Consider the following 23,344-nt stretch of genomic DNA (forward strand, 5'->3'; position numbering starts at 1 on the left):
GGCGATTGACTCTTTGTTGCTCGGTTTTTACTTAGCCCGCTAGGTTACAAACCTCGCGCCGCGATTAAATCGCCCCTAGGTTGAACAAATTTCAATCCACAAAGGTCAACGCGCCCTAGGTTTTAGGGAAAACCTAGCGCCATCATTTAGTAATTACAATTTATCTTTTACTAACTCGCACTCATTACTTTTTGTAAACCCCCTTTACAAAAAGTGAGTGCTCATTTACATATCATCAAGTTTATACAAATATCGGACTTTGTGTATAAATCGAGTTAGTAAAATTTCGGTTTATGACATTTTTTGGTCGTTGAGTTGGTAAAAAATCGGTTTGAGTCACTGTTTATGGCGTTTAAGTTGGTAAAAAAGTGGTTTGTAATCAGTTAGAGTTAGTAAAAAATCGGTTTATATTTTTATTTTTATGCTCAAAAGCGCAGCTAAACATCGCATTTTGTACCTGTGATACTAAAAAACAGCCATATTTTCCTCTTAAATATGCCATCAGCACTCAGCTGATAAAAATCTGATCCATAATCATTATAAAAATAGCAGCTAGTTAAATACTGATCTGTGCTTGGTTAAATACTGATCTGTACTTAGTTACATACTGAACTGTGCTTGGTTAAATACTGATCTGTACTTAGTAAAATACTGATCGGTGTATAAAGCGCATTAAAAAAGGGCCTAAGGCCCTTTGCAACATTGTTGGATTGGATTTTTATTGGTTATTAAACCTATTAGAATTGATTCATAGTGTTTGCTTCGCCACCGGCTTTAAGCGCATTCTCACCTGAAAAGTATTCTTTATGTGTATCACCCATGTTAGAGCCCGCTAAGTCCTGATGTTTAACGGACGCTTGTTCACGGCGAATTTCTTGGCGTTGAACATCACGTACATAAGCCAGCATACCTAAATCACCAAAATAACCTTCAGATAGAATATCAGTGCTTAGTGCCGCTGTATGGTATGTTGGCAATGTGATTAGGTGATGGAAAATACCAGCTTCACGTGCGCCATCACGTTGGAAGTTCTGTACTAACACATCAGCAGCGACTGCAAGTTCAGTGGCATCCATCTCTGGCGCCATCAGTGCTTTATTATCATCAATACTTGGGTACGCTGATAGGTCACGACCTGCTTCCTGCCATTCTTGGTACACTTGCTCACGGAACTTAAGTGTCCAGTTGAATGATGGTGAATTGTTATAAACTAATTTAGCATCTGGCACTTGCTCCTTAACACGGTTAACAAGTTCAGCAATCTGTTTTACATGCGGTTTTTCAGTTTCAATCCACAGTAAATCAGCGCCTGATTGCAGGCTAGTGATACAGTCTAATACCACACGGTCTTTTTCTGTGCCTTCACGGAACTGGAATAAACCATTATCAAGACGAGTTGGCTTGCACAACTGACCGTTCAGTTTCATGGCGGTATCACCTTCTTTTAAGTCTTCTACACCATTAATTGGCGTTGTTTCTAAAAAGGCATTGTATTGACTCGCCAAATCACCTGGGGTTTGTGATACCGGTACTTTTTGGGTAAGGCTTGCACCCAATGAGTCTGTGCGCGCTACGATAATGCCGTTATCAATTCCTAGTTCTAAAAACGCATAACGAACGGCGTTAATTTTTGCTAAAAAGTCTTCGTGCGGCACGGTTACTTTACCTGCTTGATGGCCACATTGTTTAGCATCTGATACTTGGTTTTCGATTTGAATCGCACAAGCGCCTGCTTCAATCATTTTTTTAGCGAGTAAGTAGGTCGCTTCTTCATTACCAAAACCAGCATCAATATCAGCAATAATTGGCACTACGTGGCTTTCAAAATTATCGATTTTATCAAGTATCGTTTGTACATCGCCGCCTGTTGCTTTGGCGTTATCAAGATCTTTAAATAAATGGTCAAGTTCGCGGGCATCAGCTTGCTTTAAGAACGTATAAATCTCTTCGATTAGGGCCGGTACAGAGGTTTTTTCATGCATACTTTGATCAGGCAGTGGACCAAACTCAGAGCGAAGAGCTGCAACCATCCAACCACTTAAGTATACATAACTGCGCTTAGTGGTTTTTTGGTGACGCTTAATTGCCATCATCATTTGTTGGGCAGTAAAACCGTGCCAGCAACCTAGTGATTGTGTGTATTGGCTAGTATCAGCATCATAAGCGGCCATGTCTTCACGCATAATGTCGGCAGTGAATTGTGCAATTTCTAACCCTGTACGAAAGCGATTTTGTAAACGCATACGACTTGCGTATTCAGGGTTAATTGCTTGCCACGTTTTACCTTGTGCTTGGCAAAGTGTTGCTAATGTATCTGTTTCACGTTGATAAGTAGTCATAATAAAAATCCTTTGAACGGGTTAAAACTAAAGTTTATATATGTGAGAGAGGCCCAAGAGCTCATGCTCCGTAGCGCTTACACCAACATTAGGCCGATTTATAAAATTTAGTAAATTTATAGTTGTTATGCTGGCTATACATTTTATGAATGGCCAAAAAGCATCCATGGCAATGTTTTTACGTTATGGTTAGCACATAAGAAATTTATGCATCGCGACCGTTTAAAGGATAGCAATTATGACAACCTCCTCTCACAACCAGTTTGGGTTAACTGTAAATAACCAATTAGCCGACTTTATTAATAATCAACTATTACCTGGTACAGGTATTAGTGAACAACTTTTTTGGCAAGGGTTTACTGACATTATTAATGACCTTAGCCCTATCAATCGTGCATTATTAGTTAAGCGTGAAGACTTACAACATCAAATTGATTGCTATCATTTAACCAATAAACACTGGGATGCTGCGCAATATCAACAATTTTTGACTGACATTGGCTATTTAGTTCCTGAACCTAATGATTTTTGTATTGAGACTGAAAATGCCGAGCCTGAGATAGCCCTTACCGCAGGCCCTCAGCTCGTTGTGCCAGTAAGCAACGCACGCTTTGCACTTAATGCAGCAAACGCGCGTTGGGGCTCGTTATACGATGCGCTCTATGGCACTGATGTACTAAGTGAAGAAGATGGCGCAGAGAAAGGCAATACCTATAATTCGGTGCGCGGCTTTAAAGTAATGGCCTACGCGAGACAGTTTTTAGACAAAGCCTTACCGCTTGAGAATGGCTCTCATATTGAAAGCACTAACTATTCAGTAGTAAACGGTCAACTCATTATCACCTTACGAGATAGCTCTCAAACAGGCCTAAAACAGCCAGAACAACTCACAGGCTTTCAAGGTGAAGCACAAAACCCTAGCGCCATTTTACTAATAAACCATGGTTTACACATTGAACTGCAAATAGATCATCAACACACTATTGGTCAAGCTGATAAGGCGGGTTTAAAAGACGTTGTACTAGAGGCGGCACTCACCACTATTATGGATTGTGAAGACTCAGTTGCCGCAGTAGATGGTGAAGATAAAGTGCAAGTTTATCAAAACTGGCTCGGCTTAATGAAAGGCACACTGATTGAATCATTTACAAAAGAGGGAAAAACCATTGAACGTACCCTTGCCACAGATCGTCATTATAATGGTGTAAATGGCAAACCTCTGAGCCTAAAAGGCCGTAGCATGATGTTTGTGCGTAATGTGGGCCATTTGATGACAAACCCAGCAATTCAAGATAGCCAAGGCAATGATGTATTTGAAGGTATAATGGATGCAATGATCACGGTAACCGCCGCACTGCATGACTTAAACGGGAATAGCCCTGTAAAAAACTCCACCGCAGCCAGTATTAATATCGTCAAACCCAAAATGCATGGCCCTGAAGAAGTTGCATTTACCAATACTTTATTTAGCCGAATCGAACAGGTTCTACAACTACCAACAAACACTATTAAGATGGGTATAATGGATGAAGAACGCCGTACCTCAGTCAACTTAAAAGCCTGTATAGAAGCGGCAAAACAACGCGTGGTATTTATCAATACCGGATTTTTAGATCGCACAGGTGATGAAATCCATACCTCAATGCAAGCAGGCGTCGTCCTACCAAAAGCAGCCATTAAGCAACAACCTTGGATCAGCGCTTATGAAGACAGAAATGTCGATATTGGCTTACAAACAGGATTAAGTGGCCGCGCTCAAATAGGTAAAGGGATGTGGCCAATGCCTGATAAAATGGCACTGATGATGGAGCAAAAAATTGCTCATCCACAATCAGGTGCCAATACAGCATGGGTGCCCTCCCCTACGGCAGCCACCTTACATGCTATGCATTATCATGATGTGGATGTATTTACCTGTCAAAAATCGATTTCGCAACGCCAACAGGCAAGCTTAAGCCAATTACTAACTCCTCCTTTGATGGTAGATGCAAACTCGCTAAGCAAAGAAGATATTCAAGCTGAACTCGATAACAACGCGCAAGGAATATTAGGCTACGTAGTACGTTGGATTGACCAAGGTGTCGGTTGCTCTAAAGTGCCTGATATTAACCACATAGGCTTAATGGAAGACCGTGCTACATTACGTATTTCGAGTCAGCATATGGCTAACTGGCTACAGCATGGGGTATGTACGCAAGCACAAATTGAGAATACGATGGCAAAAATGGCAAAAGTCGTTGATGGGCAAAATGAAGGTGATCCGGCTTATATCAATATGGCGGACTCAACCCAAAGCCTAGCAAACAGTATTGCCTATCAAGCAGCCCTAGCCCTTATATTAGAAGGCGTTAAACAACCCAGTGGCTATACTGAACCATTGTTACATTCCTTTCGTATAAAATACAAAGCAATGCAACAATAACTCCCCTTCGAGTTTATACCCAAACCACCTCAAGATGCGAGTTTCAGTTGGAATTTAAAGCGATTTAGGCAAGGCATTGATTGCAAGTAATAGTGGTTCTATTATTAAAATCAATAACGCAGTATAAATCGCTTTAAAACCAACCCGTTGGGCGTTTCACAGGCACTTACTCTCATCGTTGTTACTTCTTAAAAGGGACTGCCATTGTTGTAAAGTAACGCCTTGATATTAAGCCCCTGTAAAACGCTGAATTCTGCATCTTGAGGTGGCTTGGGTATATTTGTGTCATATAGCCAACCTTCGGGTTGGCTTTTTTTTGCTTATTCATAACTACAGTGAATGGCTAACATTCAGCAATGATTACCAACCAACAAAAAACGTATTAAAAGTACGGGGCTTTATAAATCATCGCGATACTTCAATGAGTAAACTCGTACTGGCAGTATGATATGAAATACCTTGAGCGCGGTGTTTCAGTTCCCATAGGTACAGGTTTATAAAATTCTTTAAGTGATTTGTCCACCACTGAGAATACACAGTTCACAGAAAGGAAATTAATGACTTTTTTACTTAAGCTTTCTCGGTGTAGCGCGCAGTGCACCCTGCCCTCGCTGGTAAAATAGACTTGTCGTGTATAAATGACTACAGGAGCGCGGTGGATATTACTTTTAAGAGAGTATTTTGCCACCGCGAATCTCATTGTCGCGAGATAAACTCGCTGCTACCTTTAACTAACAACCGTAGCGTTGTGATAAATGTTTTGTACGTCGTCGCAATCTTCAAGCATGGTAATAAACTTATCAAAATTAGCAATGTCATCTACATCTGTAATATCTATGTGTACTTGTGGTACAAACGTAATTTCGTCAACTTCGAAATTAATGCCTTCAAATGCTTCCTCAAGAGCTGTTTTTGCCTTAAAATATTCTGTATGCGGGGCAAAAACAGATACTTTACCGTCTTCCACTTCTACATCGGTTACATCAACATCAGCCATCATCAGCGCTTCAAGTACGACCTCATCGTCATCACCACTAAAACCTAATACAGCAAAGTGGTCAAACATATGGGCAACACAGCCTGGAGTGCCTATTTTTGAATCGGTTTTAGTAAACGGTAAGCGCACATCTTTAATGGTGCGATTAGGGTTATCTGTTAAGCAGTCAACAATTACCATGCAGTTACCAGGGCCATAACCTTCATAACGGGCTGTTGAATAATCTTCCCCTGCTCCGCCCGCTGCTTTTTCAATTGCTTTTTCGATTACATGTGCAGGAACTTGGTCACGCTTCGCACGCTCAATTAAACGCTTAAGCGATTGGTTTACTTCTGGGTCAGGCTCACCGTTTTTTGCAGCAACGTAAATTTCTTTACCGTATTTAGAATTAACTTTGGTTTTAGCATTGGCTGTTTTAGCCATTGAACTTTTGCGGACTTCAAATGCTCTGCCCATCTTACGCCTCTATTGTAAACTCGATATATTGAAAACATTTTAACAATTCACGCTGTGTTGGGCTAGTAGTTAAATGAGTGTCAAATAACAATTATAATGTTTCATTTCACATGGCTAATATTTAAAAACATTAAACAACACTCTATTTAACATAATAATAAATTATTGAACGCTGGAGTGTAAAAAAAGTAACTCTTGTTGATCTTCTCTCAACTGATTTATTAACTTAGGCAGTTCACTAAAGTGACGAAGAATGTAATCTGCTTGATTGGCATATAAAGGCATTTCATCAGGTGCGTATAAGCACGCTCTCATATTTGCATTATGTGCAGCTTGAATATCATAAAGATAGTCTCCAACATACAAGAGATTTTTCTGGTCTATATTCCACAGCGTGGCAATTGCATTTAACGCACTCGGATCGGGTTTCGGTGGGGCATCACTTCGCGTAAGTACCGTTTGTATTGGCAGCGGATTATTTTTTAATTTAATCGCCACAGCGCGGTCATAATTGCGTGTCACAATTGCCATTGGTATAGCAAGCTCTTTAAGCTGTGTTATAGCTTTCGCAACACCGGGTAGTAAATAGGCATGCTGGGCATCCATAAGCTCATGCTGGTGAACAATGTTCATTGCTTCTTCGCGCATATATGGTGACGGTAAAGTGGCTATATAACTGAGTAAGTCAACCTCCTCAGGGCAGCCTATTTGAGCTCTAATTAATGTAAAATCAAGATCAGATGACACTAAAGTCCCATCTAAATCAAAAATAACCCCTTCAACAGAATGATGATGATATGTGTTCATACATTTCCTTGTATCTGATGTTCAGCGTTGTGTTCGCATCTTAGTAACTTACTTTAAGATAGTGTACGTGCTCAAATATGAAAAGGAACAAATCTAAATAATTTAGGATAAAAAAACGCGCACAGAAGAAATGTGCGCGTTGGTTGGGGGAACAGTCACTAATTAATTAGTCAGAATCTTTCTCTTTCTTTGGAAGTGGCTCAAAGCGCGCTTCTAGCCACGTGTCGTCTTGGGTAAAATGCAAGGTCTTGACCTTACCTTTACCTTCAACATTTACCATATTTACTTGTGCAGGCCATAACTCTCTCAAAGCCCCATGGCTCATGCGTATTCCTTCAATCCCTTGCGGAATAGGTGCTTCTTGATAAACCCAAAAGAATTTACCATCAATTTGTGCACCTACTTTACGTAACTTCAAAGGAACGCCTGCTAAGGTTTTCAAAGCAACATGCGATTCAATATATTCAGCAAAGCGTTGTTGATCTTTTTTGTTACTAATAATGTCTGCATTGCCCGCAAATAAATGCTCTACTGCATGTTCGGTATCATGTAAATAAAAACGATGCATTAATTCAATATTATTAGTGCGTTTATTGAATAAAACAGTTGTTACAGACGCTTTTAATTGATGTGCAAAACTGGGCGCTGCAATTAAAAAACATAAGGCAACAAGCAAGAATCGCATTATTGTTGCTCCTCATTAGCGTCTTTCGGCTCATCTTTTTTTAGCTCAGTTTTAATATCCTGCATGATATCGCGGCTAACTTTGGCTTTACTTTTATCACGCTTATACACTTCGATTCGTGATGGAATAATGCGACGAGGGTAATTGTTGTTCTCAACATCAACGTCCGCAGTTTCCCAGCGAGGGTCAACCGTTACAGATACCAAAGGCTTGTTTTTATCGGTAATAATAAGCTTTTGTACGTGCTTGTGATTACGACGCCAAATTTCCGCCGGGATTGCACGCTCTTCTTTGCTACCATCTTCATACGTTAACTCAAGTAAGATCGGCATAACTAAGCCACCTAAGTTTGAAAATTCAAGTACATAATAGTTTTTATCTTCTGCAACAGCGCGATCTAGAACTTTGCGTTCCCACGGCTTCAAGCCTTTTAAAAATTTGTTGTACGAGTTACGCTCTTTGTTGGTCACTGTAAAACGATCGTTTTCATCATAAAAATCGGTCACATCTGTGTTTTCATCAACCCACAACTTTTTACCTTCCGCTTTATTTCGTTCAATAAATAGTGGTGTAGGCTTAGCCGCTTCAATATCACGCAAGCGATTAAAATCGATATCTGGGTTCTTCGTGTCTAAACGCAGCTGATATACTTTATCTAACGAAATATCAACATGATCAGTCGTAAAGAACCAACCACGCCAGAACCAATCTAAATCAACACCTGACGCTTCTTCCATAGTCCGGAAAAAATCAGCTGGGGTAGGGCGCTTATACTTCCAGCGCTGGGCATATTCTTTAAAGGCAAAATCAAATAACTCGCGACCTAAAATCACTTCGCGCAGAATGTTCAGTGCAGCAGCAGGTTTAGTATAAGCGTTAGGGCCTAAACGTAATACACTATCTGACTGAGTCATTACAGGAACTTGGTTTTCAGATTTCATATACGCGACGATATCACGCGGTTCAACACCCCATGGAATTGTTGGATCCCACTCACGACCTGCAACACCATCTAAAAAGCTGTTTAATCCTTCATCCATCCACGTCCATTGACGCTCATCTGAGTTAACAATCATTGGGAAATAAATATGACCCACTTCATGGATAACCACGCCGATTAAAAAGCGCTTTTCGGCTTGAGAATAAGTACGCGTACCATCATCTTGTAACTTTGTACGCGGGCCATTAAACGTGATCATTGGGTATTCCATACCGCCAACAGGGCCATTGACTGACTGCGCTACAGGATATGGATAATCAAATGAATAACGAGAGTACACATCCATCGTATGGATCACTGATTCTGTTGAATATTTTTTCCATAAATCGCCCCCTTCTTTAGGGAAGAATGACATCGCCATTACTAATGGCTGCTCTTTGCCTCCTTGTTGGTAACCTTTGGCATCCCACATAAATTTACGCGAAGAAGCCCATGCAAAATCACGCACGTTTTCAGCTTTAAAGTGCCATGTTTTGGTTTTGTCTGAGCCTTCTTTTTCGTTCTCTAGTGCTTCTTCTTCAGTGACGATAAAAACTGGCCGTTTTGCTTTTTCAGCTTCTTTTAAACGGTTACGTTGAGTGCGGGTTAACACACTGCTGGCGTTATCAAGCTTACCCGTTGCCGAGACGATGTGATCAGCAGGAACAGTGATCTCAACATCATAATCACCAAACTCTAAGGTAAACTCACCACTGCCTAAGAAAGCTTTATTAGTCCATGCTTCATAATCAGTGTAAGCAGCTAAACGCGGAAACCACTGCGCAAGTAAAAATATATCATTGCCATCTTTTTCAAAGTGCTCGTAACCAGAGCGTGCACCTACGGCATCTTCTTCCACAATGTTGAAAGCAAAGTTCATACTAAATTCAACATCTTTACCCGGCTTAAGTGGCTCATTTAAGTCAATACGCATAAGGGTATCAACAACCGTTACTTTTAGTGCTTTACCGTTATCGTCTTTTACATCAGCAACGGTAAAACCTAATTCGTTATCACCCATAAATTGTTGACGACGCAATTGGCCTAAGCTCAACTTTGCTGGTTTTTGATCTGGGCGACCTTGTAATTTATTTGTATTAAAAGTTGATGTGCGCTCTGCAATTGAATCGCTTTTAAAAATATTTTGATCCAGTTGTAACCATAAATACTTTAAAGTGTGTGGTGAGTTATTTTTATATTCAATCGTTTGACTAGCCGTTAAACGGCGCTTTTTTTCATCTAACTTTACATCAATATCGTAGTTAACTTCTTGTTGCCAATAATTTTCAGCAGGAGCACCGGCTGCATTGCGATATACATTTGGCGTAGGCAATGCCTCATCAAGTTGGCGAAACTTATCAACAAACGAACCCTTAGTTTGCTCAACTGACGACGCCATTACAGTACTTGAAAGTGCCAGAGGTACTAAGAGTGCACCCAAGGTCATCACTGCTTTTTTCATAATTGTTCCTGTTAATTTTGTGTAATGTTACTGTGTCAAAATTGCATACACTATTCAATCTATTAGCGATAAACCCACGCATTTATAGGGTAAAAAATAATGTATTCCTAAATCTCTTACTTTTACAATAATATTGGTATCGTAAAGGGGGTTTACAGTCATAGATTCATGCAAATGTTTTACTGTTAGTACAGAAGCAAACTTGAAATCAGAGCAACTTGAACACGTTTTTGTAAAAGGGAAAGTATGAGATTTTACATCGTAACAAATGATCGTATTGCTACAATTCCAGCGCAAAACGCTCAACTGAATAAATACAAAAAACAGGCTTTAAATTCATCGATATTGCCGATTAATACGATGAAAATGATGCATTAAATCGTATACCTAAATATAAGAAAGTAGATACAATGTGGCTTGTTTTATGCAGTATTTTAGTGCTTTTAAGCCTAATTTCGGCTATTTATACGTTAATTACAAAATAGTGAAGTTTTTAGTTGATCTTTATAGTCATTTGTATTTAAAATCGCCCACTTTTTTGATTTGAGGGGTAAAAGAGCACAGCTTTTTCCTTCAAAAGTGTTTCGAAATAATGCAGAAAATGCGGTGGTCATATGGATTTTTATATCCTAAAAAAACAACAAGAACTAATTGCAATACCAGCCGACGAACAAAGCTGTAAACAATACTTAGACTCTGGGTATTTTTATATTGATAAAGTAGCGGCCTGCAACGAAACAAATGCATTAAAAGTGTTGCAGTCAAAACAAACTAAAGCACTCAAGGTGCCATTAATTATGGCTTTATTTGCTTTACCTCTTGTTCTTTTTGCTTGGTACAGCCTAAGTAATTAAAGATTAAGCTTTTCACCCTTGCATCTTAATATAGCTTGGGTATATTGACGCTCTTAACCGTTTTTAAGAGCGTGACATGAAAGTTTTACATACCTCAGATTGGCATTTAGGCCAGCATTTCTATGAACACAGCCGTAGCCAAGAACATCAACAATTTTTTAATTGGCTGATTGATACGCTCGCTAACGAAAACGTCGATTTATTACTCGTTTCAGGTGATATTTATCACACAGCAACGCCTGCAGCGAGTGCTGAAAATCAGCTTTATCAATTTGTAAAAGACGTAAAAAAACGCTGCCCTAATTTACATATTGTTATTATTGCTGGAAATCATGACTCAGCAAACAGAATTATGACCGCACAGCCGTTACTTGCCCAATTTGATACCCATGTAGTAGGGCGCTTTGATGTGAATAACCCAGATGGGGTGGTCATTCGTTTGAACACTGATTTTATCAACACTCATATCATTGCTATGCCCTTTTTACGCGCAAGTGATGTTAGCCTCCTCAGCAACAATGAAAACGGCCAAGATTACGCTCAGGGCATTGCTAAGGCCTATCAGCTTAGCACTGAATGCGCATTACAAGATAAACCCGCTATCACACCTTTAATCGTGATGGGGCACTTACATGCCAAAGGCGGGGATATCTCCAGCGACTCAGAACGCAATTTAGTCATTGGCGGTGAAGACGCTGTCACTGCACAGGTATTTAGTACCAATGCAGACTACGTCGCACTTGGGCATCTACATAAAGCACAGAAAGTGGCTAAATCAGATTTTATTCGTTACAGTGGCACACCAATGCCTATGTCGTTCTCAGAGCGTCACTATCAACATCAAGTCTGTCTTATTGAATTTAAAACCAGCGAAAAAGGGACTATCGAAACCACTGTAAACCCCCTTTACATTCCACGTACAAATGACGTTATTTTACTGCCCGAAGGTGATTGCGTGCCCCTTGCGCAATTATGTGAGCAAATAACCGAGCTGGACTTAAGTAATCATGCTCATGCCCCCTATTTACGAGTGAAACTCAGCGCAGGTGACACCGATACCACCTTTAGAGAGCAAATTGAGAATGCTCTAGAGAATAAAGATATACACTTTTGTGGCATAGAGCGTGTTCGTCAAACAAATAAAGAGCACAACACACCGGTATTTGAAGACTTAACGCAAGTAGAAATGCTCAACCCGCACACACTATTAGAGCAAGCCTTTGCAGCAAATAAAGATTTAGCGGGTGAAGAAGTATCAAACGAACTTAAAAGTCTACTAACTAATGTAATTGCTGAGCTTGAGGAGCAAGAACAACAATGAAAATCCTCGCGGTACGAATTAATAATTTAGCATCAATCGTCGATGCACAAATAGACTTTGAAAGCGCGCCTTTGAAAGACGCGGGCTTATTCGCAATCACAGGGGATACCGGCGCAGGTAAAAGTACAATTTTAGATGCTATTTGTTTATCTTTATATGCTAAAACCGCACGTTTAGGTGGCGACCATGGTAATAAAGTCGAGTTTCAAGGTGACAATATTAGACTCAATGACGCCCGTAATTTATTGCGCCGTGGAGCAGGGCAGGGCTTTGCAGAAGTTGACTTTATAGGCCAAGATAAACAACGTTACCGTGCTCGATATGAAATAGCCAGAGCAAGAGGCAAAGCAAACGGTAATTTAAAAAGCGCAGAACACACGCTATTTAGCCTGCCAGATGAGTCTTTACTTGTCAGTAGTAAAAGCGCTACCAGTAAAGAAATTGAGCGCATTATAGGTTTAAGTTTTGAGCAGTTTTCGCGTGCGGTATTATTGGCACAACATGAGTTTGCCGCTTTTTTAAAAGCCAGCGCAGATGAACGCGCACAGCTCTTAGAGTGCCTAACGGGTACCGATAAATTTAGTTTAATTGGTAAACGTATTTATGAGCGTCATAAAGAGCAACTCAGTAAATTAGAAATACTAAAAGCAAGCGTAGCTAGTTATACACTATTAACAGATGAAGAATTGGCAACAAAAACAACCGTACTTGCTGATTTGAAAAAACAAATTGAATTAGCGAAACAAGACTTAGCCAACACCGAACAAGGGATTAATTGGCATAAACAAGCCAATACATTAGATAAAGCCCTACAGGCTGCATTACAAAACCAACAACAAGCAAACAACGCGCTTGAACTTATTGCTCAAAAAAGTGAGCAAGCAAAACAGGCACAAAGTACACTTGAAATTAAAGATAATCGCCGTCGTTTTAAAGATTTAACAGTTCAAAATACAGAGCTAACAGCTAAAATCAGTGATTTAAAAAAAATTGACCACGCAGCATTAATCACGGATCTTGCTAGTACATTAGAAACACACAGCGATACGCTAAAAACGGCGAAACAACAAAAGCAAAGTGCTGAACCAGTTATAGCTAAAGCACGCGAGCTCGACAACAACATTGCGATACAAGCACAAGCAATTACAACCATCACTCAGCAAACCGAAAAAGAACAAAAACAACTAACTCACTTACAACAGCAACATAAAAAAAACCACACAGATCATAATGAGGCTGTAAAACTCACAGAAAAACACCAGCAATGGCTAGAACAGCACAACCAACTCAAGCAATTAGCCAGTGATTGGAATTACCATAAACACAGTTTTAATCAGTTTTTAAGTGCTAAGCAGCAATTAAGTATAACAACAGAGCAAAGCCAAAAGTTAAAAAACGAGCAAATAGAGCAAACCGAGTTACTCGCCAAACATAATGAAAAAGTTACGTTTAATGAGCAAGCGCTTATACACGAGCAACAAAAACTAAATCAATTAAATACGCAACAAAATGAATTTAATATTGAGCATTACGACGCCCAACTTAAAGCGATTGATTATTTAAAAGAGCAGCGTGAACGTTATAAACAATTTAACCTTGAGCTTAAGCAAAGTACGCAGCAACAAAGTTCGACTGCAGCAAAGCTTGCCCAAAGCCAACAAACACAAACATCGCTTAAACAAAAACTAATTCAATGCGAGCAAGCGCTTAAACACAGTGAATACGCACTGAATCAAGCACGCCTACGTGCCAGCGAAAATGTTGAGCATTTACGCACGCAACTAGCACCCAATGAGCCATGTGTAGTCTGTGGTGCAACCGAACATCCATTTGCCAATAACCAAAACCAGCAATTTGATAATTTAATAACTGATTTTGAAAACAACTTTAACAACGTTAAGCAACACTATGATCATGCTTTAACTGAGCTTCACCAACATCAAACACAGCATGCCGTCTTAGTTGCCGAGCATACTCAGCATAGTCAAGCGATACACACTGCACAAAACAAGCAACTTGAAATTAAAAACATCATGCAAGCGGCCCGCAGTGAGTTGAATGAGCTTACCCCTGAGCAACTTAATACCACATACACACAACTTAGTGAGCAAAAAGCACACTATTTTGAAACTCAAAAAACACAGCGCAGCTTACAAGAGAAAGTAAATCAGCTGCAAAGTACATTAAAAACAGAGCAACAAACTCAACAAGTTTTACACACTAAGCATGTTGATTTAACCAACCAACAAAACCAACTTAGCAACAAGTTGGACGAACTAAATACACAAATTAATGAGCTGAGCACAGCGCTTAATTCGCAGTTTGAAAAGGCCGAGTTTTGGCAGCAATTGCAAAATAACACATTAAATTTAACTGACTTAAATCAGCAAGTAGAGCAATTTCAGCACGCCCAAGAACAGCTAGAGCAAAGTCAAAAACGCCGTGATGCTGCGGATCAACAAATACAACAATTAACCCCACTTATAACCGATGCTGAGCTAATACTAAAAACACTCAATGACGACTCAAGCACAGCTCAGCAACTGCAAAGCACAACGCAAAGTGAACGTTTAGCGCTATTTAATGGGGAACACATTAGTGCAGACGACTATCTGGCAAAACTAACAGCTCAACAAGAACAATGCCAAACACAGCTTAATGAGAGTCAAAAAGCCCACGATAACGCAATTAAAAAGCGCGACGAACACGCTATAAGCCTTAAGAACGATGAACAACGCCTACTTGAAAATACTCAAGATCAAGTTTCACTTAGTGATCGTTATAATGAATGGTTTGCTGAATTTAAAACCCTGTACGTTGATGCTAGCCATGCACAGGTCGAAATTTTACTAACTCTAAGCGGTGAGGATATTAAAGCGCAATTAACACAACACGCGCAATTAACCCACGCTTTAGTTGATGCCAACGCCGCATTAAAGCAGCAGCAAAATGCACATGCGCAGCATCAAAATAACGATAAACCAAAGCATGATCATAGCGAGCTTGTTGAGCAATTAAATAGTATAAACGAGCAATTAACAGCGCTACACAAGTCACAACTTGAAACCAATACGGCGCTTGAGCAACACAATCAAAATAGTCATCTACTGCAGAGCAAACAAGCTGAATTGATCACATTACAAGCGCAGGCACAGCAGTGGCATTTACTAAACAAAGTACTCGGTGATGCAACAGGTAAAACCATGCGTAATTTAGCGCAAACACAAACACTAAAAATACTGCTTCATTATGCAAATAGCCACTTACGCACTTTGAACAAGCGCTATGAGCTCACTGCAATTGATCAAACTTTAGATATCGCTATTGTTGATAAAGATATGGCAGATGAAAAACGTTCGGTAAATACTTTATCAGGCGGGGAGTCATTTTTAGTTTCCTTGGCATTAGCGCTTGGCCTTGCATCGCTGTCATCAAACAAAGTTAGCATTAACTCTTTGTTTATTGATGAAGGCTTTGGTACGTTAGACAGTGAGACTCTTAGTATTGCCATGGATGCACTCGATTCATTACAAGCACAAGGTCGCAAGGTGGGAGTTATTTCTCATGTAACACAAATGACTGAACGAGTTGCCACACAAGTACACGTCGCTAAAAAGCCTGGTGGTTATTCAACTATTTCGATTATTTAAAGGATTGATACTATGCCAACATTTACCAATGACGAAGCAACTGAGTATGACTCACGCATAACCCGACTCGTCCCAGGTTATGATTTACTCCATAGCACCACCGCGGCACAGCTAAAAGCAACGCTGGGCGATCACGCGCATATTTTAATCGTAGGTTCTGGCACAGGCAAAGAAATCGCACAGCTTGCTACACTTAACCCAACATGGCGTTTTACCGCGCAAGATATCTCAATTGATATGCTTAACATCGGCCAACAGCGCTTCGCAGATATGGGCATTAGTGAACGCGTGACAATTCATGTAGGGGATGTGGCAACGTTAACAGACCCTGTAGATGCTGCAATATGTTTGTTAGTACTACACTTTTTAGCTGACAATGGCGATAAGAAAACCATGCTAAAAGCAATTTCTAAACAGCTAAAACCGCAAGGGCAACTATATCTAGGCGACCTAATGCGCCCAGAGACGACCTTTGAACGTGATGCTCAGTTTATATTATGTCAGCAGTTGGGCTTAACTGAAGTGGGTATCGAGCGAATGAAACATAATTTTGAGCATGAGTTTTTTGCTCTAGATAGAATGCGTTTAGCCGATCTACTTAATGAGTCTGGTTTCAACACTGCAAAGCTGTACTTTAAAGCGTTAAGCTTTAGCGGTCATGTTATACAAAAACGCTAATAATGGCACTGGGTTAGTCCATGTTTAATAATGTCGGCTAACCCCTGTTATCATATAGGTTACAGTTAACGCATTGTTCAGCAGGAAATAAGAGATTGATTTTTAAGTGTAATTTATTGTTATTAATCTTTGTACCCAATAAACTTGCAACCTAGAAAAATACTGTTACGCTATATATTCATCTTTTACAGGACGTAAACCAATGAATAAATGGATTTTTTTAATCATCCTAGGTTTTAGTAGCCAAGTAAATGCAACAACGCATACTGAATGTAAACTACTAAAAAAAGAACGTACATCCATATATCAGCAGCTAAACCAAAGTGCGTTACTCGTTAACGTCCAGCAATTAAAAAAACGTCACGCGATCCTTACAGCCAGTTTGTCCCAGCATTGTAATAAAACGACACCAAGTAACGCACGCATGACTTTGCCTTTAGTAGATAGCGTTAATACGTATGAAAAAAAACAAACAACCTTACAAGAAGCATTTCATTTATTACCCTCTAGCTGCGATTCTGCCACACTTATAAGGAATGCCCATTGGTGTAATACACAAAAAAAACCTCTATCGACAGCAAAAGTAAGCACAATGATAAAGCAGATTGAAATAGAATCAGATGACCACATTTTTAATATTTCACACTCATTTGAAAGCGCGACAATAACGACTATTTCACCATCTAAAGTTAAGCAACTAAGCCAAAATAACTTATTTCATAACGCAATTATTGTTGTCGCCGGGCTATTTTTTCTAAGTGTGGCCATATTACTAGGATTGTGTTGGCGACAAACACGTTCAAATAACAATACCTACTTTATATTTAGACCTTAACAGATAATTCTGTAGCGGCAGATAGTTGCCGCACTCATGCTTAATAAAGATTAACCGCTTTGCAAGCAACCTTACTGATACCCTCCTACTGTCCAATACTAAGTAACTTTGCCCACGGACTCGACCTATCCTCTAAGTTTTTTCCCAATTCATCTGGAGCAATGCCTCCTAATAAAGCATTTTTTTGATCTTCTAACTGCGCTGTAAACCCTTTAATTGCATCAATAAAATCTTCTTTATCTGTTGCTAATAATGACTGAGATTCTTTTATATCATTTTCAGCCAGGCTTAGCATTTCTTGGCGAAGCCCCAATTCTTTATAGGCTAAAAAATCAATCCCTAAGGAATTAAACAAAGCAGCTTCGCGCATTTCATCTCGTTCAATCACCACTTTTATAGGGACTTCCATTATTTCTTGAATCGACAGCTTATAAAAATCTTGCTCGTAAGTCCGTGTATCGGGGTTTTTCTGTAACTGAGCACGAACTTCATATTTAATATCTTGATAAAGCGCCTTGGCTTGTTCAGACACGTTCTCATGGTTATTGGCAACATTAACAGCCATGTCGACTTTAACCGGCTTAGGTGCTTGTGCGTGCTGTAGTTTTTGAGAAAATTCTGTGTGCTTATTGATGCTACTTGTATGAGAGTAATCCGCTGTTGGGTTAATAGCCGCATACCCAGCTATCGCCTTGATCATTGAGATTGAAGACATAATAAATCCTTGTTGTGTGTTCCCCCTCTGATACAGCAATTTCAATACCAGCTTTAAAAAAAGTCTAATATCTTAAACGACCAATCTATATTCATTCCTACCCAAAGGTGCTTATTCTGCAGTTTACGTATAAAGTGATATTTAGCATTAAATAGATCCGCGTTAATAAAGGGTATTGATATGGAAAACTTAGGTTTTATTTTCGGAATTATAGGGATGTCGATGGGCCTTGCTGGCTTTATATTTAGCATCGTAGCAATGTCAAAAATAGATAAACTTGAAAGTAAACTCAAGCAACTTGATGTCTTAAATCAAGATTTTAAGTTGGACTAGCGCGGGTATTCATGATGTTTAATAAAGATAAACAGGCCTTAATAGTTACAATTAAGGCCTGAATCTAACCAGCATAATGCAGAGAAAGTGCTTAATACTTCCTCCGTTGCATTTTTACAAGTAATTAAAAATTAGTCATCCGTTTTTAATTGCTTAGCGCGCTCCTCTGCGGCAATTAATTCAGGTGATTTTGGTACAATTTTTTTAGGCTCAATTGTTGGCTTTTCATTTGAATCAGGTGCCCAAGTGGGATCTAAAGATAAGTTGGCAAATGGGTTCGCTTTTTTAGCTTGTGGATCAGCCTTTGTTTCAACTGCTTTTTGTTGCTCTGCTACTAATTCATTGTTTAATGCGGTAAGTGCTTGCGCAACTTCATCATTTTCAGCCATATTTTCGGTCTCAGCATTTAATGCAGTAACAGCTTCAACGGATACCAATGGCTCATTTTTAATCGGCTCAACAACGGTTGTCGCAACAGGCACCTCATGTGAGCTTGAAACTTCAGGGTGAATGTTTTGCGGCTGGGTAGGCTGGGTATCTTCAGTACGCTCACTAGGCGTGTCACTTGGCTTCGCCTCATCGGACTCAATAGGCTCTTTAGTTGGTTCACTCTTTATAGGTTTAGTCCCAGGTAAAGGCGCATTAGGATCAAATATGCGAATTTCTGGCTCTTCAAAATCATGTTCATTTTTAAAAATACGTTGGGTTAGATCAATACGGTTGACTGTAGGTTTTTCTACCGGTTCATTAGGCGTAATTGCAGGCACACAGTTACTGACTTCTTGTGTGTCTGTAACAGGCTCGACTGATATTGGTTTAATAGTAGATTGAGGCGCTTTTACTGGTGTAGTTAATTCAGGCGCTGGCGTTATTGGCTCAACCGCCGTTTTATTTTTTTCTCGTATACGAAAAACGATAAATGCAGCTAATAACAATACACCTAAAAGCAACATCGTAGGAATTAATAATGATGCTGATTCTGTTTGTTGACTTTCAACAACGGGGGGGACATATTTCACAACAGCTTGTGTCGGTTCAGTTTGAACGGTTAGCGGTTCAACTGTTTCTGCATTGTTTGTTTCTGCATTGTTTGTTTCTGCATTGTTTGTTTCTGCATTGTTTGTCTCTTCACTTATGTCAATAATTGCGGGGGTGCTATCTTTTACTTGTTCTAGTGTATCATTGCTATTTACTGACTCCGCTTGTGCACTATTAGCTGCACCCGCTTGAGTGTCAAGGGGGTTTACAGTAACTGTTTGTGTTACTTCTTCTGTTAAAACTTCTATTGGTTCAACAGTCGCTGAAGTATCAGCATGAAAAGTCGGTTCATCTATTACATTCGACTTTGCCGATTCTTGTTTTTCAACTTGGATAGGCGGCGCTTTGCTGCAATTTTTTTTGTAGTCTCTGGCAGCATTGCGGTAACTTTGGCTACTTGTATTATCTTTATGTTGCTGCATTTGCTGCTTATACAAAATACATAAAGCTTCACTGTATTTAGCAAAACTATTAAAACTACAAGTGAGTAAAAAAAATAAGCTAAGTCGTATAAATAAGGTCATCATTAATCTATTAAAGCAAAATAACACAATGACCCCAGTTTAATAGCACTGAAGAAATTAATCTAGCCACGTATTGCTTATTCTATCACCATCAACGCGCGATACTCATCGTAAGCAAATTGATCAGTCATACCACTAATATAGTCTTGGATAAGCCTACACCTGTAATAAAACTCGTAAGCCAATACATGATCAGGCTCTGCTTGCATTGCGTCAATGGCTTGTGAATAGCTGTTCAAATGCTTTTTAGATAGCTTTTTAAGTAATCTAGTTTCAATTAAAAAGCGTTGGTCGCCTTTAGTAACCCGTTTAAAATCGTCATGGCTTAATTGTAATAACGGCTTATAACAATCAAGTAAGCCATTAATAATGCGATAACCTTGTAACTCAAGTTTTTCAACTTCTTTATGAGAAAAAACATGTTCTAAAGCAACCTGTTTTAGCGTTTTAGTTACCGCATGTAAATGACTTCTATCTTCTAATAGTGCTTGATTGAAATCGCCATGAAATACCGCTTCAATATTGTTTATAAAGCGCTTAGCTGCATAATTTACAAGTGGATGTAACAATGAAACGCGTAAATATATAAAAAACTCACTATTAAAATTATAGGGTTGTTGCGCCGCCTTCTCTAACGCATAATTTACTGCTTTTTCAACCATCAGCTGATGTTCACCATCATTAATAGCAAAGTTTATTAGCGCTTTTTTATAATGCAACTTGAGTTTTTCGCATAATAACTCAACGCTTATAATGTCTTTCTCAACGGCATCTTCAATATCTGCCAGACAATATGAAATATCATCTGCCGCTTCCATTATGTAACTCGCTGGGTGGCGACACTGTGGGTCTATTTCAAGTGCCTTTTGCAATGATTCTACAAAGTTTTTTTCGCTAAAGTAAAAACCCACTTTTTTCATTAAATAATTTTTGCTCTGAGGAATATCTGCTTTTTGCATTGTGGCGGGACGAGTGTATTTTAATATTCCTGCCGTTTGGCTGTACGTTAAGTTTAGACCAAGCAGTGAATGAACAATACGAATACCTTGTGCATTGCCTTCAAAATTACATACATCTTGCGCTAAGTGCTTAAATATAACACCAATACCTGTGTGCGGATCTGCACAGCGCTGTGGTATCAATGCAGTGAGGTTCTTGTCAAACCAATGATTAATTGCTGCTTCACCAAAATGTCCAAATGGAGGGTTACCAATATCGTGCATCAGGCAAGCCATTTCGACCAAACTTTCCAAGGGGCGCTCTAAATCTATTAAACCAAACTCACGCTGCTGCTGATCGCTTAAGTAATTAAAAATACGCTGCACGATAAAGCGGCCAACTTGTTGTACTTCAAGCGAGTGGGTAAGTCGAGAGCGCACCGCAGCATTGCGCTCTAATGGAAAAACCTGCGTTTTTTGCTGCAACCGACGAATAGCAGCGCTGTTAATTATACGGCCACGGTCGCTTTCAAGCGCAGTTTGTAAATTAGGTGTGGAGCGAACTTCTCGAGCGGGGGTTATTTTTTTAGTAAAATCGATCATAGTAGTTCCTTCTTAAAGTCTTTTTAAATTAACAGCTTTATCCAACAATTCTAAATTAATACGTTATATTTATAAAAAAATATCGTTAAACTCAGCAATTATAAATTTTTTATTACCGAACGGAAAAATTATGAAGTGGCTCATCCATCTCTTGCTATTAACTTTTTTAGCTTTTAGCTCCTTAACTATAAGTGCTAAAACCGACAATACTGTCGTACTTATCTCCCTTGATGGCTTTCGCTGGGATTATATTGAAAAACACAGCGCACCCAATCTAGCAAAAATGGCGGGTTCTGGTGTACGTGCGAAAAAAATGCGCCCTGTGTACCCAACTAAAACATTTCCAAATCACTTGTCGATCATAACCGGTTTACTTCCGATTAATCATGGTATTGTTGATAATCGTTTTTGCGATAGTGACCGTAATGACTGCTACAGCATGGGCAAAGGATTAAAAGATAGCACATGGCTCAAAGGCATCCCTCTTTGGAATTTAGCCTCTATGCAAGGGCTAAAATCTGCCACCTATTTTTGGCCAGAGTCGGATGCGCGCTTTAACGGTATGACCCCTGATTACTTCTACCATTATTCAAAACATAGTGATTACCAACAACGTATTGATCAAGTGATTCAGTGGCTAGAGCTACCTAAAGCACAGCGCCCACGCCTTATTGTTAGTTATTTTTCATTGGTCGATAGCATGGGTCATGAATATGGCCCTGATGCAACACAAACCCGAGATGCTGTTCATCAGTTAGATGAGTTAATGGGTCAGCTACAGTCACGTATTGCACAGCTGTCGCTTAATATTAATTTAGTGATTGTTTCTGATCATGGTATGAGTGCGGTTGAACCACAGCAAAGTATTGCCCTAAGCAGCCTACCTAAAGATGAAAACTTTATGGTTAAAAATACTGGCCCACGCGTGCTCTTCTATGCAAATAAAGACAGTAAAGCCGATATTCCAGCTTATAAAGAACGTTTAATGAATGCCGCAAAGGGCCGCTATATTGTGCTAACCGATGCACAGCGTAAGGGATATCATTATCAAAATAATGGCCGTACTGGCGATATTATTTTGCAAACTACCGCTCCACGAGTATTTTCAAATAAAGGTAAAGTAGATTACCTTGGCACCCATGGCTATGCCTACACTGATGATATGGCTGCAACTTTTATTGCTAATGGCCCAGCATTTAAACAAGGCTTATTATTAGATGAAGTCAATAATCTTGATATTTACCCGCTGATAGCCAAAGTCCTCGGAATTAAAATACTCAATAAAATCGATAGTGATGGGACAACCTTGTGGCCTGCGTTAGTAGAGTAAGCCGCTTATTGTTACGTTAAAGCTCTGATAGCGATTTAATCGCGAGAGCTTAGCTCAATGAGAATTGAGTCAAGCCCTCGCGTCCTTAGAAAACCCTTTATACCCAAGCCACCTCAAGATGCCGTTTCAGTTGGAGTTAAAAGCAATTTAGGCAAGGCATTGATTGCAAATAATGGTTGTTCCCTTGTTAAAATCAATAACGCAGTATAAATTGCTTTTAAACCAACCCGTTGGGCGTTTCACAGGCGCTTACTCTCATCGTTGTTACTTCTTAAAAGGGGCTGCCATTGTTGCAAAGTAACGCCTTGATATTAAACACCTGTGAAACGCTGAAGTCTGCATATTGAGGTGGCTTGGGTATAGACAGGACATGTTTTA

Annotated in this window: 16 protein-coding genes; 8 read left to right on the plus strand and 8 right to left on the minus strand. The window is 39.5% G+C overall.

Features of this window, described 5'->3' with window-relative positions; all coding sequences use genetic code 11:
• Nucleotides 1-737: 737 nt before the first annotated feature.
• Nucleotides 738-2,339, minus strand: coding sequence for an isocitrate lyase (locus ADS77_RS01380; protein ID WP_054452527.1), 1,602 nt, complete (start codon nt 2,337-2,339; stop codon nt 738-740).
• Nucleotides 2,340-2,577: 238 nt separating this feature from the next.
• On the opposite strand from ADS77_RS01380, the gene ADS77_RS01385 reads away from it, so the two are divergent.
• Nucleotides 2,578-4,761: a malate synthase G gene (locus ADS77_RS01385; protein WP_054452530.1), complete on the plus strand. Its 2,184-nt coding sequence runs from the start codon at nt 2,578-2,580 to the stop codon at nt 4,759-4,761.
• A gap of 727 nt (nt 4,762-5,488) precedes the next feature.
• Here ADS77_RS01385 and ADS77_RS01390 read toward each other — a convergent pair.
• The 4 genes from ADS77_RS01390 to ADS77_RS01405 all read right to left on the minus strand — a co-directional run bounded on the left by ADS77_RS01390 (nt 5,489) and on the right by ADS77_RS01405 (nt 10,147).
• Entirely contained in the window at nt 5,489-6,214 is a 726-nt protein-coding gene (locus ADS77_RS01390; RefSeq protein ID WP_054203953.1) for a YebC/PmpR family DNA-binding transcriptional regulator, read from the minus strand.
• A gap of 162 nt (nt 6,215-6,376) precedes the next feature.
• Complete coding sequence (locus tag ADS77_RS01395) at nt 6,377-7,021, minus strand: HAD family hydrolase (protein ID WP_054203952.1); 645 nt, start codon at nt 7,019-7,021, stop codon at nt 6,377-6,379.
• A gap of 166 nt (nt 7,022-7,187) precedes the next feature.
• Nucleotides 7,188-7,706, minus strand: coding sequence for a DUF6702 family protein (locus tag ADS77_RS01400; protein ID WP_054203951.1), 519 nt, complete (start codon nt 7,704-7,706; stop codon nt 7,188-7,190).
• Entirely contained in the window at nt 7,706-10,147 is a 2,442-nt protein-coding gene (locus tag ADS77_RS01405) for a M1 family metallopeptidase (protein WP_054452533.1), read from the minus strand. The genes ADS77_RS01400 and ADS77_RS01405 overlap by 1 nt, the downstream gene beginning before the upstream one ends.
• A 614-nt stretch (nt 10,148-10,761) precedes the next feature.
• On the opposite strand from ADS77_RS01405, the gene ADS77_RS01410 reads away from it, so the two are divergent.
• The 5 genes from ADS77_RS01410 to ADS77_RS01430 all read left to right on the plus strand — a co-directional run bounded on the left by ADS77_RS01410 (nt 10,762) and on the right by ADS77_RS01430 (nt 17,485).
• Nucleotides 10,762-11,001, plus strand: a complete 240-nt coding sequence (locus ADS77_RS01410) for a hypothetical protein (RefSeq protein ID WP_054203949.1) — start codon at nt 10,762-10,764, stop codon at nt 10,999-11,001.
• A gap of 76 nt (nt 11,002-11,077) precedes the next feature.
• Nucleotides 11,078-12,322, plus strand: coding sequence for an exonuclease SbcCD subunit D C-terminal domain-containing protein (locus tag ADS77_RS01415; RefSeq protein ID WP_054452540.1), 1,245 nt, complete (start codon nt 11,078-11,080; stop codon nt 12,320-12,322).
• Nucleotides 12,319-15,972, plus strand: coding sequence for an AAA family ATPase (locus tag ADS77_RS01420; RefSeq protein WP_054452543.1), 3,654 nt, complete (start codon nt 12,319-12,321; stop codon nt 15,970-15,972). The genes ADS77_RS01415 and ADS77_RS01420 overlap by 4 nt, the downstream gene beginning before the upstream one ends.
• 12 nt (nt 15,973-15,984) lie before the next feature.
• Nucleotides 15,985-16,650 (plus strand): class I SAM-dependent methyltransferase, encoded by a 666-nt coding sequence (locus ADS77_RS01425; RefSeq protein ID WP_054452547.1) that lies wholly within the window; start codon nt 15,985-15,987, stop codon nt 16,648-16,650.
• Nucleotides 16,651-16,852: 202 nt separating this feature from the next.
• Nucleotides 16,853-17,485, plus strand: a complete 633-nt coding sequence (locus tag ADS77_RS01430) for a hypothetical protein (protein ID WP_054452552.1) — start codon at nt 16,853-16,855, stop codon at nt 17,483-17,485.
• Between the two features lie 85 nt (nt 17,486-17,570).
• Here ADS77_RS01430 and ADS77_RS01435 read toward each other — a convergent pair whose 3' ends face one another.
• Nucleotides 17,571-18,200 (minus strand): hypothetical protein, encoded by a 630-nt coding sequence (locus tag ADS77_RS01435; protein WP_054452554.1) that lies wholly within the window; start codon nt 18,198-18,200, stop codon nt 17,571-17,573.
• 180 nt (nt 18,201-18,380) lie between these two features.
• Between ADS77_RS01435 and ADS77_RS22475 the strand changes: the two genes are divergently transcribed.
• Complete coding sequence (locus tag ADS77_RS22475) at nt 18,381-18,533, plus strand: hypothetical protein (RefSeq protein ID WP_167349693.1); 153 nt, start codon at nt 18,381-18,383, stop codon at nt 18,531-18,533.
• Nucleotides 18,534-18,664: 131 nt separating this feature from the next.
• On the opposite strand, the gene ADS77_RS01440 is transcribed toward ADS77_RS22475, so the two are convergent.
• Together ADS77_RS01440 and dgt are read right to left on the minus strand one after the other, a co-directional pair.
• Nucleotides 18,665-20,095 carry a hypothetical protein gene (locus ADS77_RS01440; RefSeq protein ID WP_054452555.1) on the minus strand — a complete coding sequence of 477 codons (1,431 nt, stop codon included), beginning with the start codon at nt 20,093-20,095 and terminating at the stop codon, nt 18,665-18,667.
• A gap of 77 nt (nt 20,096-20,172) precedes the next feature.
• Nucleotides 20,173-21,636 carry a dGTPase gene (dgt, locus tag ADS77_RS01445; protein ID WP_054452560.1) on the minus strand — a complete coding sequence of 488 codons (1,464 nt, stop codon included), beginning with the start codon at nt 21,634-21,636 and terminating at the stop codon, nt 20,173-20,175.
• Nucleotides 21,637-21,766: 130 nt separating this feature from the next.
• On the opposite strand from dgt, the gene ADS77_RS01450 reads away from it, so the two are divergent.
• A complete protein-coding gene (locus tag ADS77_RS01450) occupies nt 21,767-22,966 on the plus strand; it encodes an ectonucleotide pyrophosphatase/phosphodiesterase (protein ID WP_054452563.1) in 1,200 nt (399 codons plus the stop codon).
• Nucleotides 22,967-23,344 lie beyond the last annotated feature (378 nt).

The organism is Pseudoalteromonas porphyrae (assembly GCF_001298125.1).
GTDB lineage: Bacteria > Pseudomonadota > Gammaproteobacteria > Enterobacterales > Alteromonadaceae > Pseudoalteromonas > Pseudoalteromonas neustonica.